Genomic DNA, 14,326 nt, shown 5'->3' with positions numbered 1-14,326 from the left:
AGTTCGGGCTTTGAGAAGACGCAACGTACTGAAGATCGCCGCCGCCGCGAGCACGTCGGCCGGCGCGGGCCTGTTGGTGGTGGGCGAGGGCTCCGGGGCGCCTGGGGTCGCGACGGGGTTGGTCGTCCCCGCGGCCGCCGGGGTGGGGGAGGGCTCCGGCGAGCTGATGCCGGGCATGAAGGGCATGGCGGGCATGCCCGGTCTGCCGGCCGCCGGCGCCGTGGCGCCGCCCCCGGCGGTGCTGACGCCGTTCGTCGACGCGATGCCGCGCCTGGTGGACGCCGTCCCGGTGTCCTCGACGGCTGACACCGACCACTACGCCACTAGCATCGAGAACAGCTACGTGCAGCTCGCGCCCGGCAAGCCGACCGCCATCACCAGCTACGGCGGGGCCTTCATCGGCCCGCTGATCCGGGCCCAGCGCGGGCGGAAGGTCGCCGTCACCTACACCAACAACCTGACCGCCGGTGTCGTGGTGCACCTGCACGGCGGGCACGTGCCCTCGCCCAGCGACGGCTTCCCGACCGACGAGCTCGCCGCCGGGGCCTCGCGCACGTACACGTACCCGAACCTGCAGCGCGGCGCGACGCTGTGGTACCACGACCACCTCCACATGATGGAGGCGGTCAACGTCTACAACGGCCTGCACGGCGTCTACATCCTGCACGACCCGGCCGAGGACGTGCTGGACCTGCCCAGCGGACGTTACGACGTCCCGATCTTCCTGCGCGACGCCTACCTGGACGTGGACCACACGCTCTACTACGACCCGACGCTAACCTGGACGGCGCTGCTGGCCAACGGCAAAGCGCGGCCGTACTTCCCGGTCGGGCAGCGGCAGTACCGCTTCCGCCTCATCAACGGCTCCAACCACCGGACCCTGACACTCTCGCTGAGCGACGGCACGCCGCTGGCGCAGATCGCCGGCGACGGCGGCCTGCTGCCGGCCCCCTCGGTGGCGCCGCAGCTGGCGCTGAGCTCGGCCGAGCGCGGGGAAGTGCTCGTCGACTTCTCCGACTACCCGATGGGGACCCAGCTGTACCTGCAAGATTCGGCGCTGGGGCAGATCCTGCGCTTCGACGTCACCGAGACCTGCCCGCCGGAGTCCCGCAAGGCGGCCCTGCCGGCCAGCCTGGCCACGCTCCCGGTGCTGAAGCACCCCACCAACACGCGCGACATCACGCTCTCACTGTCGGCGGACACCAACTACTTCTACATCAACGGCAAGGTCTTCGACCCGAACGTGGTCATGGCCTCGATCCCGGTCGGCACGACGGAGATCTGGCAGGTCACGGACATCTCCGGCTGGGAGCACAACTTCCACATCCACCTGGTGCAGTTCCGGGTCCTGGACATCAACGGCGTGCCTCCGGGGCCGTCGATGCAGGGGCTCAAGGACACGGTGCCGATCCCGGCGAACGGGACAGTACGGTTGCAGGCGACGTTCTCGGACTACCCGGGGAAGTACGTCTTCCACTGCCATCTGCTGGAGCACGCTTCGTTCACCGGGATGATGGCGCGGATGGACATCACGGCTTAGGCGTCGGCGTGGATTCCGTGCGTCCGGCCGTGGATCTCGTAGAGTGGCCTCTCGTAAGGTGCGTAAAGCGAGGAGGCCGAGGGCTGTCATGAAGTACCTGCTCCTGATCTACGGCAACGAGGAGAAGTGGGCTTCGATCCCGGAGGAGATCCTGGAGAAGGAACGCGCCAAGCAGGACGCCTGGAACAAGCGCTACCACGGCACCGGCGAGCTGCTCGGGGCCTACGGCCTCGGCGGCGAGAGCGAGGCCTCGCTGGTGCGGACCAAGGACGGCACTCCGTTCACCACCGACGGACCGTACCTGGAGGCCAAGGAGTTCGTCTGCAGCCTGTACCTCCTGGACGTAGCGTCGGCCGAGCGGGCCCGCGAGATCGCGGGGGAGATGCCCTGGGCGGCCGACAGCGGGGTCGAGGTCTGGCCGGTCCTGCACGACGCGTTCGGTGCGGGGCCCGACGCCGAGGACTGAATCGCACGGCCGGAGATGCCCGATTTCGGCACCCCAACGGACGATATGCGGTGACGCCGTGTGGCGGTCGCGATCTGGACGGGAGCCGGACATGCAGCCTTTCCGTGTCGAGATACCCCAAGCAGACCTGGACGACCTGCAGCGGCGACTGGCCGCCGTGCGCTGGCCGGTCGGGCTGCCCGAAGCCGGCTGGGACCGAGGCGTCCCGCCGGACTACCTCCGGGATCTGGTCCGCTATTGGCAGACCGACTACGACTGGCGAGCCGTCGAGACCCGTCTGAACCGCTTCCCGCAGTACCGGGACGAGATCGACGGCGCCGGCGTGCACTATCTGCACGTCCGCTCGCCCGAGCCGGACGCCACCCCGATGCTGATCACGCACGGCTGGCCCGGCTCGTTCCTGGAGTTCGAGGAGATCATCGGCCCGCTGACCGACCCGCGCGGGCACGGCGGCGACCCGGCCGATGCCTTCCACCTGGTCATCCCCGCGATCCCGGGCTTCGGGTTCTCCGGCCCGCACGGGCTGCCGGGGTGGACCGTGCAGCGCACCGCCGCGGCCTGGGCCGAGCTGATGGAGCGGCTCGGCTATGACCGGTACGTGGTGCAGGGCGCCGACTTCGGCGCGGCGGTCTCCATGGTGCTCGCGCACGCCCGCCCCGAGCAGGTCAGTGCACTGCATCTGAACATGCTGGTCATCCTGCCCAGCGGCGAGCCGGGGGAGCTGGGCGGCCTGACGGACGAGGAGCAGCACCGGCTGACGCTGCTGGACCGGTTCGTCGCTGAGTTCTCCGGCTCGATGAAGCTCCAGTCGACGCGCCCGCACACCATCGCCTACCCGCTGGCCGACTCGCCGGTGGGGCAGCTGGCGTGGATCGTGGAGAAGTTCAAGGACTGGGCCCAGGCGCCGAACGTCCCCGAGGACGCGGTGGACCGGGACGTCCTACTGACGATCGCGTCGATCTACTGGTTCACCAACACCGCCGGATCCTCGGCGCAGTTCTACTACGACAACCTCCCCTTCCTGCCGAAGGCCGGAGTGACCGGGCGCCTCAATCCGATCTCCCAGCCGCTCGGCATCGCGGTCTACCCCGGCGCGCTGTTCAAGCCGATCCGCCGCTTCGTCGACCGCGACTTCCCCACGCTCGTGCACTGGCGGGAGTACGACCGGGGCGGCCACTTCGCCGCGCTGGAGGAGCCCGACCTGTTCGTCGAGGACCTGCAGGCGTTCGGCCGACAGCTGAAGAAGCCGTGAGGGGCGTGCGGCGATGACGACGACCACTGAGGCTTCTGAGACCCCCGCGACTCCCCAGAACGAGACGTTCCGCGAGATCGGCGCCCGGTTGAGCAACTGGGGCCGTTGGGGCGTGGAGGACGAGCGCGGGACCGCCAACCTGATCACCCCGGAGCGCCTGATCGCCGCGGGGAAGCTGATCCGGCGGGGAAAGGTGTTCGACCTCGGCATCCCGGTCGCCGCGGACGGCCCGAACGGCACCTTCCGGCAGAACCCGCTCCACGTCATGCTCGAAACCGGCCAGGGGCAGCAGGTCCCGTGCGGGACCCGGTATTCGGACGACTACATCCTCATGCCGTTGCAGAGCTCGACGCAGTGGGACGCCCTGGCGCACGTGTACTACGACGACCGGCTCTACAACGGCTTCGCCGCGTCCTCGATCACTGTGAAGGGCGCGGGGCGTTGCTCGATCGACAAGCAGGCCAAGGGGATCGCCGGCCGGGGCGTGCTGCTGGACGTGGCGGCGCTGCACGGCGTGGAGTGGCTGCCCGCCGGGACGGTGATCACGCCCGCGGACCTGGACGCCGCCGCCGAGCGCCAGGGCGGAGTGCAGGTCGGCGCCGGCGACGTCCTGCTGGTGCGGACCGGCTGGCGCCGCAAGTTCCTGACCGAGCACGACTCGGCGAAGTTCCTGGCCGGGGAGCCGGGCTTGGGGATGGGGTGCTGCGAGTGGCTCAAGGACCGCGACGTGGCCGCGGTCGCCTCGGACAACTGGGCGCTGGAGGTGCTGCCGGGGGAGGTGCCGGGGGAGTTCCTGACCGTGCACCTGGTGCTGATCCGCGACATGGGCATGACGCTCGGCGAGCTGCTGGACCTGGAGGAGCTGGCCGCGGACTGCGAGGCCGACGGGGTGTGGGAGTTCTTCTTCACCGCGCCGCCGCTGAAGGTGACCGGCGGGGTGGGGACGCCGATCAATCCGTTGGCGCTGAAGTGACGCGGTGAGTGTTCCCAGCTCCGGCCGCCGGCCCTGATGAAGGGTCGGCGGCCGGATCGTGTTGTCACGAGGCCGCTGCCGCGCCGTCGTGACGGACGGCGTGGCAGCGGCTGGTGTCGCAGGCTTCTTACTGCTTGCTGCCTACTGCCGGATGGCCCCGGTCGCAGGATTGAACCGCCCGGCCGGCAGGTTCTTGCCGCGCCGGCGCGCCGAGAACTCCAGGTACCACTGCGCGGCCAGCAGGTTGACGATCCACGCGCCCCAGCTGGTGCCCTCCACCAGGATCTCGGTGTTCACTTGCAGGCCCCAGTGCAGGATCATCATGAAGACGATGCGGCCGTAGGTCGTGAACAGCGCGAGCGAGAAGCTGTAGATCATCCAGCGGCGGTGCTCGGCGTAGCGGCGCAGGCGGGCTTTGCGCCACGCGTAGAGCGTCGTGCCCAGCCACAGGACCGCGCCGCAGGCCAGGCCGGTGCTGCCCTGGTTGGCGCGGTGTGGGATCAGCACGAAGAGCACGATCAGTGTCGTCGGGACCACGGCGCCGAACACGTACACCCGGCCGACCCAGCGGTGCACCCTCGGGTGCGTGCGCCGCAGGTACGGCCAGACCTGGAGCATCATCGTCACCAGGGCCAGGTTGCCGGTCACGACGTGCGCGATCAGGAACGCCAGGTGCGGGTGGAAGCCGGGGTCGAGCTGGACGCGGGCGTCGTCGGGGTTCGTGGTGAAGTAGTGCGGGAACGCGTAGAGCACGTTGAACAGCACGGTCCCGCCCAGGACGGCGTACCAGGGGTAGTACCTCTTCCACCACGGCCGTTCCCCGCGCACCGCGGGCTGCTGGTCGGCGTCGGGGTCCTCCGGGGGGTTGATCTGGAGGCCGGTCTGTTGCGTGTTCTGAGACATGCCTGTCCTCGGCTCTCTCACGGCTGGGGTGAAACGCAGGTTGAGCATCGGCCCTGAGGACCGGTGCGGGCATCTTCGTATGTGCCGTGCGGCGCCACCGGTTTCTGATGTTCTTTCAGAATGCTCATCCTGGCCGGGAACCCGATTTTCGGCCGGAAACGCTGGTTGACTCTCCTCCGCGTCTCGACGACGGAAGGTGGGAAACATGACCTCAAGCCCTTGGCGCGGCCCCGGTCTGGGCACGGTGACCACGTTCCTGGCGGGGTGGAACAGCTTAGCCGTGCTGGTTTTCCTCGGGCCCCGGCAGCGCGTCTCGGCCGCGGTGCTGGTCGGGATCGCCGCCGCGTTCGACGTCGCCGCCGCGGCGGCCGTCGGCGCCGGCACGGTGTGGAGCAGGCGAGTCGGAAGCCGGGCGGCCCTCACGTCCGGATCCGCCGTCTTCGCCCTGGCCTCCGCCGGCTGCGCGCTGGTGTCCGCGCCGTCGCTGCTGGTCGTGGCCCGGGCGGTGCAGGGGATCGCGGCGGCGCTGATGGTCGCCGCGGCGTTCGAGGCGCTAGCCGGGCTGCCGGGGCCGGCCGAGTTAGGGTCTGGGACCGGGTCCGGGCCGGGGCCTGGTGTCGGCGGCGGTGGCAGTGGCAGTGGCAGTGGCGGGTTCCAGACCGGCGGGGTCGGCGCGGTGTTGGTGTGCGGGCCCTTATTGGCGGGAGCCGCCGCGACGGTGCACGGCTGGCGCTGGGTGTTCTGGGGAGATGCGATCGCGGGGGCGGCGGTGTGCTTCGTCGTTCTGGTGCGCGGCGGTCGTGCTGTCTCGCCTGAATCCCGGCCAGGGCCCGTGTCTGTTCCCGCGTCTGCGACTGACGGCGACGATTGCGCCTCCACCGATCGCGCGCGCCAGCCCCGGGACCTCTTCGACCTGCTCGGTCTGGTGCTGATCACGGTCGCCGTGGCCGGGCCGGTCGCGGCGCTGGACGAGGCCGCGTCCGTGGGCTGGGGGAACATCAGGACCCTGGCTCTGTTGGCGGCCGGACTCGTGGCGCTGGTGCCGATCCTGGTGTGGCAGACGCCGCTGGGCGCGCTGTACGGCCGGGCGTTCGTCGCGGCGCAGGTCGCCGATCTGTGCCTGTTCGCGGCCACGGCGGGCACGCTGTTCCTGCTCGTGCAGTACTTCCACGTGGTCGCGGGCTCCGGGCCGCTGGGTGTGGGGCTGCGCATCGTGCCGTGGTCGGCGGCGGTCGCGGTGGTGCTGCCGGTGTCGGCCTCCGTGGACGTCGGCGCGCGCGGCATGCGCAGGCTGATAGCGGCCGGGATGGCGCTGGACGCGATCGGGCTGCTCGGGCTGGCTACCCTGGTTCGCGGTCGGCAGACCGGCTGGTGGCTGGCGTTATCGCTGGTGGTGAGCGGTGCCGGGGTGGGGCTGGCAATGCCGGCGGCGCGGCGGGCGGCGGTCACCGTGGCCGGGCTGCGGCAGCCCGAGGGGGTCGTCGGCGGCCTCGGGGCGGTGCGCTGGGCCGGCGTCGGGCTCGGGATCGCGCTGCTCGGGGCGGTGGTGGTGGCACGCGGCGGGCTCGGGTCGGGCGGCTGGGGCTCGGCGTCAGCCTCGGCGTCAGGCTCAGCGTCTGGCTCAGCGTCGGGCTCAGCGTCGGGCTCGGCGTCGGGCTCGGCGTCGGGCTCGGCGTCGGGCTCGGCGTCAGGCTCGGCGTCAGGCTCGGCCTCAGCCTCAGCCTCGGCCTCGCGGGGCGCGGCTCCGGCGGTCGCGGCGGCAGCGCTGCTCGCGGCAGTCGGCGCGGTGGCCGCACTGACGCTTCCGGCCCGGGAGCGTCCGCCGACGGCGCCGGTGTTCTCGCGGCCCCACCCGGGGGCGTGAGAGTCGCGCCGCAGGTCAGGGCCCGGACCGGCCTTCGGTGGGCGGCAGTCGTCTGATTCGGACCTCGGTTCCCATCGTTCCCGCCGGCTGCGGTGTGCGCATGTCCGAGAGTGCGGCGTCGACCCGCGCACAGGTCGGCGCCGCCGGCACATTCGAAGATGCCTCCCTCGTGTCCCCGGCGTGACGCTGGGCGCGCCGCACCAGCGTTTTCACAGGAGGACACCATGACCAGCCAGACTCTTACCGAGCAGGACCGGGCCGCCGCGGCCGCGGTCCCGGCCCGCATCATCGAGGCCTGGGGCCGCAACGACGCCGCGGCCTTCGGCGAGATCTTCACCGAGGACGGGACGATGATCCTGCCCGGCGTCTTCCGGCAGGGACGCGAGGAGATCAGCGCGTTCATGGCGGAGGCGTTCACCAGCTTCCTGAAAGGCACCCGCGTGACCGGCGCCCCGATCGCGATCAAGCCGCTGGGCGCCGACACCGTCCTCCTGATCACCGCCGGCGGCGTCCTGCACGCGGGCGAGAAGGAGGTGGCCGCCGAACGCGCCATCCGCGCCTCGTGGCTGCTGGCGCGGCGCGACGGCGAGTGGCTGCTGACGGCCTACCAGAACAGCCCGGCGAACCAGGCGGGCTGAACAAAGGGCTCGGTGGGGAACAGCCCGCGGTCGCCTGCGCCGGATTCGGCGCCGGTGGCCGCGGGCTGTGTCGTGGGCCGTGTCGTGGTTTGCGCGTCGGCGGCTCCAGGACGGCCGCACTCCAAAAGATGCCGGGTGTTCCCCGTCACCGCCATTGTGCAGGTAGGGGACCGCTCGCTACGAATCAGAGTCCTGATGCACAGCGTCGGCGCGGTCTGTCCGATCCCCGTGAATCCTGCCGCCTGATGGAGGCTGCCCATGACCGATCCCGCATACCGGGACGCCCCGGCGACCGAGGTCCAGCAAGGGCTGTGGCTGCTGCGTGCGCTCGGGCAGGAGCCGGCGGCGCGGTGCCGGGTGTACCGGGTGGTCGGCGACCTGGACGTGGCGGCGCTGGCCGAGGCGTGGCGCTCGCTCGTCGACCGGCACGAGGGGCTGCGTTCGGCGCTGGTGCTGCAGGACGGGGCGCCGGTGCGTAGGGTCTGGGCACGCTCCGGGTCCGAGGCGTTCCGCACCCGCGAGACAGACGCGCAGGTGTGCGGGCCGGCCGATGCCAACGAGTCGGACCCGGCCGAGGTCCCGGCTCGCGCGCAGCTGACCGTCACCCGGCGCGGGCCCGAGGAGCACCAGATCCACCTGGCGGTTCCCGGCGCGTTCGCCGATGAGGACTTCGTGGACACGCTGGTCGAAGAACTCTCCGAGCTCTGCGCCGGGCGCGCACTCCGCACCGACACTGTCGCGGGCACTGTCGCGGCCAGTGCGAATGCCCAGGCGTCCGACGACCCCGAGGCCCTGGCCTGGTGGGTCAACGCCCTGACTCCCCTCCCCAGCGAACTCCCGCTCCCCGCAGACCGCCCGCGCCCGGACCGCAGCTCCGGACGCTGGGGAACCGTCAGCGCCCCGCCCGACCCCGACCTCGGCCGCGCCGTCGCCCGCTGCGCCGAGGCCAGCCGCAGCAGTCCCTCCGTCGTGATGCTCACCGGATTCCAGGCGCTCCTGCACCGCTACACCGGAGGCGACCGGGTGGCCGTCGCGGTCCCGGTCTCGCAGCGCGGGGCGGGCGCGGCGGCGAACGTCCTGATCCTGCCCGCCGATATCGAGCCCGGGCAGAGCTTCAAGGACGTCCTGGAACACGGCACCACGCTGGCCGCCGAGGCGATGGCCCGCCGCGCCGTGCCGCTGGCCCGGGTGCTCGGGGCGCTCCCGATCGTGCGTGAGGTGCGGCGGGTGCCGTTGGGCGACGTCGTGTTCGACTATCGCGGCCGACCGCGCTCGGTCCTGGCCATCCCCGGCGCGGTCGTCGAGCCCGGCCCGGACCACGGCGGCCCGGCGCCCGCGGACCTGGTCCTGCGGGTCGACGACGGCGGGAGCGGCCCGGCCGTCACCGTCCTCTACGACGCCGACCAGTTCGAGCCGGCGACCGCCCGGATGATCCTGCGCCAGTTCCGCACCCTGCTCCGGCACGCCGGCCGGGCCCCCGACACCGCCGTCGGCGAGCTGACGCTCGACGGCGCCGGCGAGGCGGCGCGCGCCGCCGTCGAGGCGGACCGGCGGGCCGACGACGGCGCGCCCGGCCACACGATCGTGGAGGCGATCCGGCGGCTGGCATCGCAGGATCCTGATGCCGTGGCCATCGACAGTCACGACGGGACGCTGACCTACCGCGAGCTGTATGCCGCAGCGATTCAGGTCGCCGAGGATCTGCACGCTGCCGGGGTGCGAGAAGGCGATGCCGTCGTCGTGCGGCTGCCGGTGGGAGCGCGTCAATATGCTGCGTTGCTCGGAGTGCTGGCAGCCGGTGCGCATCTGACCTGGTTCGGGGTCGCCGACAGCGGGGAGCGTGGCCGGGCCGTCGTCGGGGCGCTGAAGCCCGCTGCGATGCTGGTGGCCGACGCGGCCGACCCCGACGAGTTCGTCGCCTGGTACCGCAGGACCACCGGCGGTCGGGTCGTCGCCGTCGCCACTGCCGTCGCGGAGCCCAAGCCAACGCTGCCGGCCCCAACCCCCCACCTCACCGACCGCGCCTACGTAGCCTTCACCTCCGGCACCACCGGCGTCCCGAAAGGCATCGCCCAAACCCACGCCGCCCTCGCGCAGTTCGCCGCCTGGATGGCCGCCGAGTTCGAGATCGGCCCCGGCGTCCGCGTCGCGCAGTGGGTCGCCGCCGAACATGACCCCGCCCTGGCCGAGACTTTCGCAGCACTCGGATCCGGCGCCACCCTGTGCCCGGTCCCCGAGAAGATCCGTGCCAACCCCGAACGCCTCCTGGACTGGCTGGCCGCCGAACGCATCGGCGTCCTCCAGACCGTGCCGAGCTTCGCCCGCGAACTGCTCCGCGTCCTCACCGGCCGGCACTCCGCCGAACGCCTCGGCACCCTCAGGGTCCTGCTTCTCACGGGCGAAGCCCTGCCCGCAGAGCTCGCCGACGGCCTCCTGGCCGCACTGCCGCTGGTCCACGTCGCCAACCTCTACGGCCCGACCGAGACCGTCGCCGCGACCTGGCACCCGGTGCGCCGCCGCGCAGTCCAGATCAACACCCTGACCGGCATCGAGGCGGCGAGCACGGCAGCGACCATGGCTGCGCGCAGGGCCTCGGGCACCGTCCCGATCGGCCGTCCCATCCCCGGCCGCGGCATCCTCATCCTCGACGAATCCGATCGCGTCTGCCCGGCCGGCGTCACCGGCGAGCTGGTCGTCACCGGCGCCTACGTCGCCGACGGCTACCTCGGCGCCCACGACCACGCCGCTCATGACCACGCCGCCTTCACGCGTCTGCCCGGTATCGACGCCCACTGCTACCGCACCGGCGACCTGGCGCGCCGCCGCCCCGACGGCGCCCTGGAATACCGGGGCCGCAAGGACAGCCAGGTCAAGCTCTACGGCAACCGCCTGGAGCTCACCGACGTCGAGGCGGCTCTGGCCGGCCACCCCACCGTCGCCGAGTGCGCGGTCGTCGCCGTGGCCGACCGCGACGGCCTGGCCGTCCGCCTGGTGGTCTGCGTCGTCCCGCAGCGCGGACCCGACGGCCGGCCGGAGGGCTCCCCGGACCAGTGGCGCACCCAGCTGCGCCGCCGCTTCGGCCGGGCCCTGCTCCCGGCGCTCTACCGCACGCTGGACCGCCTTCCGCGCACCGTCACCGGCAAGGTGGACCGTCCGCAGCTGGCGCGCAGCGTCGCCGCCGCCGAGCGTGACGCCGCGGCGCGGCGCCCGGCCGCCGGGACCGAGGCCGAGCTCGCCGCGATCTGGGCGTCCCTGCTCGGGGCGCCGCCGGAGCACGCCGACCAGAGCTTCTTCGCGCTCGGCGGCAGCTCCCTGATGGTCCCGCGGCTGCTGCACCAGGTGCGCCGGCGCCTCGCGGCCGATGTGACCGTCCCCCAGTTCTACGCCCATCAGAGCCTGGCCGCGCTGGCGGCTTTGGTCGACCGAACCAGATGAAGGAGAACGTCGTGTCCACCCCCAATAGCGAGGTCGTCAGCGCGCCAGTCGCGCCTGTTGTTCTCGACGGCGAGACGCTCGACATCCCGGGCGTGCGCAGCGTGGCCGAACAGCGGGCCGAGGTCACCCTGACGCCGCAGTCGCTGGCCAAGGCCGGCAAGAGCCGCGCCGTGTTCGAGGACGTGGTCCGCGCCGGGATCCCGGTCTACGGCGTCACCACCGGTTACGGCGAGATGATCTACATGCTCGTCGACCCCTCGCGCGAGACCGAGCTGCAGACCAACCTCGTGCGCAGCCACAGTGCCGGCGTCGGCGCGCACTTCCCCGAGGACCAGGCGCGCGCCATCGTCGCCACCCGGCTGAACGCCCTGGCGAAGGGCTACTCGGCGGTGCGCCCCGAGATCCTGGAGCGGCTGGCGCTGTATCTGAACACCGGCCTGATCCCGGCGATCCCGGAGATCGGCTCGCTGGGGGCCAGCGGCGACCTGGCGCCGCTGTCGCACGTGGCCGCCACGGTCATCGGCGAGGGCTACTTCCTCGGCCCGGACGGCCCGCGGCCGGTCGCGCCGGTGCTGCGCTCGCTCGGGATCACCCCGCTGGAGCTGAAGTTCAAGGAGGGCCTGGCGCTGATCAACGGCACCTCGGCGATGACCGGGCTCGGCGCGCTGGTCGCCGGCCGGGCGCTGGAGCAGGTGCGGCACGCCGAGATCGTCTCGGCGCTGCTGGTCGAGGCGGTGCGCGGGTCGATGGGGCCGTTCCAGCCCGAGGGCCACGACGTCGCCCGGCCGCACCCCGGTCAGATCGACACCGCGGCGAACATGCGGGCCCTGCTGCGCGGCAGCGGGCTCACGGTGGAGCACGCCGACCTGCGGCGCCAGGTGGCCGCGGCCAAGGGCGACGGGGACGTCACCCGGACCGAGATCTACTTGCAGAAGGCGTACTCGTTGCGGGCCATGCCGCAGGTGCTCGGCAGCGTCCGGGACACCCTGGGGCACGTCACGGCGCGGGTGCAGACCGAGCTGAACTCCGCGAACGACAACCCGCTGTTCTTCGAGGACCACGAGGTCTTCCACGGCGCGAACTTCCACGGCCAGCCGGTGGCCTTCGTCATGGACTTCACCACCATCGCCCTGACCCAGCTCGGGGTGCTGGCCGAGCGGCAGCTCAACCGGGTGCTGAACCGGCACCTGAGCTACGGCCTGCCGGAGTTCCTGGTGGCCGGCGACCCCGGGCTGAGCAGCGGCTACGCCGGCGCGCAGTACCCGGCCACGGCGCTGGTCGCCGAGAACCGGACGATCGGCCCGGCCAGCACCCAGAGCGTGCCGTCCAACGGCGACAACCAGGACATCGTCAGCATGGGCCTGATCGCGGCCCGCAACGCCCGGCGGGTGCTGGCCAACAACCAGTACATCCTGGCCGTGGAGTTCCTGGCCGCGGCCTCGGCGGTGGACGTCTCCGGGCGCTACGACGGCCTGGGCCCGGCCGGCCGCGCCGCCTACGACGCGGTGCGCTCGCTGGTGCCGCCGCTGAACCAGGACCGGTACATGGCCGACGACATCGAGACCGTCGCCGCGGCGCTGACCCGCGGGGAGTTCATCGCCGCCGTCGAGAACTGCGGCGTCGAGCTGCGCTGACACCGGCGTCCGGGCGGGCCGCCGCGCGGTCCGCCCGGACCGACAGGAGGGCAGGACAGCAATGGCCACTCGGCCGATGACCGGCGAGGAGTACGTGGACAGCCTTCGCGACGGTCGCGAGGTCTACGTCTACGGCGAGCGCGTCAAGGACGTCACGGCGCACCCGGCGTTCCACAACCCGGTGCGCATGACCGCCCGGCTCTACGACGCGCTGCACGACGAGCGCTACCGCGACGTCCTGACCTGCCCGGTCGACGGCGGCGGCGAGGGCTACACCCACCGCTTCTTCACCACGCCGCACAGCGCCGAGGACCTGGTCGCGGCGCAGGGCGCGATCGCGCAGTGGGCGCGTCTGAGCTACGGCTGGATGGGCCGCAGCCCCGACTACAAGGCCTCCTTCCTGGGCACGCTCGGCGCGAACGCCGAGTTCTACGGGCCCTACGCCGACAACGCGCGGCGCTGGTACCGGGAGTCGCAGGAGAAGGTCCTGTACTGGAACCACGCGATCGTGCACCCGCCGGTGGACCGGAACCTGCCGCCGGACGAGGTCGCCGACGTGTTCGTGCACGCCGAGGCCGAGACCGACGCCGGGCTGGTGGTCAGCGGGGCCAAGGTGGTGGCCACCGGCTCGGCGCTGACGCACTACAACTTCATCGCGCACTACGGCCTGCCGATCCGCAAGCGGGAGTACGCGCTGGTGGCGACGGTGCCGATGGACGCGCGGGGCGTGAAGCTGATCTGCCGGCCTTCGTACAGCGCGGCTGCGGCTGTGGCCGGGAGTCCGTTCGACTATCCGTTGTCGTCGCGGCTGGACGAGAACGACACCATCCTGGTCATGGACAAGGTGCTGATTCCCTGGGAGAACGTCTTCATCTACGGGGACCTGGGCAAGGTGCAGATGTTCACGGCCCGGTCTGGGTTTCCGGAGCGGTTTACCTTTCACGGCTGCATTCGGCTCGCGGTGAAGCTGGAGTTCCTGGCCGGGCTGCTGTCCAAGGCGCTGGAGGTCACCGGGACGCGGGATTTCCGGGGCGTGCAGAGCCGGATGGGGGAGGTGCTGGCCTGGCGGAACCTGTTCTGGGGGCTGGCGGATGCGGCTGCGCGGAATCCGGTGCCGTGGAAGGACGGGGCGGTGTTGCCGAATCCGGACTATGGGATGGCTTATCGGTGGTTCATGCAGGTGGGGTATCCGCGGATCCGGGAGATCATTCTGCAGGATGTTGCCAGTGGGCTGATTTACGTGCCCTCCAGTGCGGAGGACTTTCGGAATCCGCAGACGCGGCCATATCTGGACAAGTACGTGCGCGGGTCGGGTGGGGTCACGGCGGTGGAGCGGGTCAAGCTCATGAAGCTGCTGTGGGACGCCGTCGGGAGTGAGTTCGGCGGGCGGCATGAGTTGTATGAGCGCAACTACTCGGGGAACCACGAGAACACTCGGGTCGAGCTTTATACCGCGCAGCTGGCGTCTGGGCAGTTGCGGGGGTACGAGAAGTTCGTCGAGCAGTGCTTGGACGAGTACGACCTGGACGGGTGGACGGTGCCGGATCTGGAGTCGTTTCCTGATCTCAGGGGGCTGACGAACCGGCCTTGATGGGCCGGTTGTAGCCAGCAAGGCCGAAGA

The 14,326-nt window shown here is 71.7% G+C and carries 10 protein-coding genes; 9 read left to right on the top strand and 1 reads right to left on the bottom strand.

Features of this window, described 5'->3' with window-relative positions; genetic code table 11:
• The first annotated feature begins 10 nt into the window (after nucleotides 1–10).
• From ABH935_RS10050 to ABH935_RS10035, 4 genes are all read left to right on the top strand, one after another.
• Complete coding sequence (locus tag ABH935_RS10050) at nucleotides 11–1,540, top strand: multicopper oxidase family protein (RefSeq protein ID WP_370377540.1); 1,530 nt, start codon at nucleotides 11–13, stop codon at nucleotides 1,538–1,540.
• A gap of 88 nt (nucleotides 1,541–1,628) precedes the next feature.
• Nucleotides 1,629–2,006: a YciI family protein gene (locus ABH935_RS10045; RefSeq protein WP_370377539.1), complete on the top strand. Its 378-nt coding sequence runs from the start codon at nucleotides 1,629–1,631 to the stop codon at nucleotides 2,004–2,006.
• A gap of 91 nt (nucleotides 2,007–2,097) precedes the next feature.
• The gene (locus tag ABH935_RS10040) at nucleotides 2,098–3,258 is read left to right on the top strand and encodes an epoxide hydrolase family protein (RefSeq protein ID WP_370377538.1); all 1,161 of its coding nucleotides are present in this window, start codon (nucleotides 2,098–2,100) and stop codon (nucleotides 3,256–3,258) included.
• Between the two features lie 13 nt (nucleotides 3,259–3,271).
• Nucleotides 3,272–4,231 carry a cyclase family protein gene (locus ABH935_RS10035; protein WP_370377537.1) on the top strand — a complete coding sequence of 320 codons (960 nt, stop codon included), beginning with the start codon at nucleotides 3,272–3,274 and terminating at the stop codon, nucleotides 4,229–4,231.
• 141 nt (nucleotides 4,232–4,372) lie between these two features.
• Here the strand turns inward: ABH935_RS10035 and ABH935_RS10030 are convergent, their stop codons facing one another.
• Entirely contained in the window at nucleotides 4,373–5,134 is a 762-nt protein-coding gene (locus tag ABH935_RS10030) for a DUF2306 domain-containing protein (protein WP_370377536.1), read from the bottom strand.
• A 205-nt stretch (nucleotides 5,135–5,339) separates the two neighbouring features.
• On the opposite strand from ABH935_RS10030, the gene ABH935_RS10025 reads away from it, so the two are divergent.
• From ABH935_RS10025 to ABH935_RS10005, 5 genes are all read left to right on the top strand, one after another.
• Nucleotides 5,340–6,998, top strand: a complete 1,659-nt coding sequence (locus ABH935_RS10025; RefSeq protein WP_370377535.1) for an MFS transporter — start codon at nucleotides 5,340–5,342, stop codon at nucleotides 6,996–6,998.
• A 224-nt stretch (nucleotides 6,999–7,222) separates the two neighbouring features.
• Nucleotides 7,223–7,636, top strand: a complete 414-nt coding sequence (locus ABH935_RS10020; RefSeq protein ID WP_370377534.1) for an SgcJ/EcaC family oxidoreductase — start codon at nucleotides 7,223–7,225, stop codon at nucleotides 7,634–7,636.
• 258 nt (nucleotides 7,637–7,894) lie between these two features.
• On the top strand, nucleotides 7,895–11,071 hold the full coding sequence (locus ABH935_RS10015) for an AMP-binding protein (RefSeq protein ID WP_370377533.1): 3,177 nt from the start codon (nucleotides 7,895–7,897) through the stop codon (nucleotides 11,069–11,071).
• A complete protein-coding gene (gene cmdF / locus ABH935_RS10010; protein WP_370377532.1) occupies nucleotides 11,068–12,705 on the top strand; it encodes a tyrosine 2,3-aminomutase in 1,638 nt (545 codons plus the stop codon). The genes ABH935_RS10015 and cmdF overlap by 4 nt, the downstream gene beginning before the upstream one ends.
• A 61-nt stretch (nucleotides 12,706–12,766) precedes the next feature.
• Nucleotides 12,767–14,296 carry a 4-hydroxyphenylacetate 3-hydroxylase family protein gene (locus ABH935_RS10005; protein WP_370377531.1) on the top strand — a complete coding sequence of 510 codons (1,530 nt, stop codon included), beginning with the start codon at nucleotides 12,767–12,769 and terminating at the stop codon, nucleotides 14,294–14,296.
• The last annotated feature ends 30 nt before the right edge of the window (nucleotides 14,297–14,326 follow it).

Origin of the sequence: Catenulispora sp. GAS73, assembly GCF_041262085.1 — a bacterium.
GTDB lineage: Bacteria > Actinomycetota > Actinomycetes > Streptomycetales > Catenulisporaceae > Catenulispora.
Note: the sequence above shows the minus strand (reverse complement) of the source record. Positions and strands in the feature narration are given on the sequence as shown.

Excerpts from the sequence above, each read along its gene's own strand:
- ABH935_RS10025 (WP_370377535.1), top strand. The coding sequence starts at position 5,340 with ATGACCTCAAGCCCTTGGCGCGGCCCCGGTCTGGGCACGGTGACCACG.
- ABH935_RS10045 (WP_370377539.1), top strand. The coding sequence starts at position 1,629 with ATGAAGTACCTGCTCCTGATCTACGGCAACGAGGAGAAGTGGGCTTCG.
- ABH935_RS10005 (WP_370377531.1), top strand. The coding sequence starts at position 12,767 with ATGGCCACTCGGCCGATGACCGGCGAGGAGTACGTGGACAGCCTTCGC.
- ABH935_RS10030 (WP_370377536.1), bottom strand. The coding sequence starts at position 5,134 with ATGTCTCAGAACACGCAACAGACCGGCCTCCAGATCAACCCCCCGGAG.
- ABH935_RS10040 (WP_370377538.1), top strand. The coding sequence starts at position 2,098 with ATGCAGCCTTTCCGTGTCGAGATACCCCAAGCAGACCTGGACGACCTG.
- cmdF (WP_370377532.1), top strand. The coding sequence starts at position 11,068 with ATGAAGGAGAACGTCGTGTCCACCCCCAATAGCGAGGTCGTCAGCGCG.
- ABH935_RS10015 (WP_370377533.1), top strand. The coding sequence starts at position 7,895 with ATGACCGATCCCGCATACCGGGACGCCCCGGCGACCGAGGTCCAGCAA.
- ABH935_RS10020 (WP_370377534.1), top strand. The coding sequence starts at position 7,223 with ATGACCAGCCAGACTCTTACCGAGCAGGACCGGGCCGCCGCGGCCGCG.
- ABH935_RS10035 (WP_370377537.1), top strand. The coding sequence starts at position 3,272 with ATGACGACGACCACTGAGGCTTCTGAGACCCCCGCGACTCCCCAGAAC.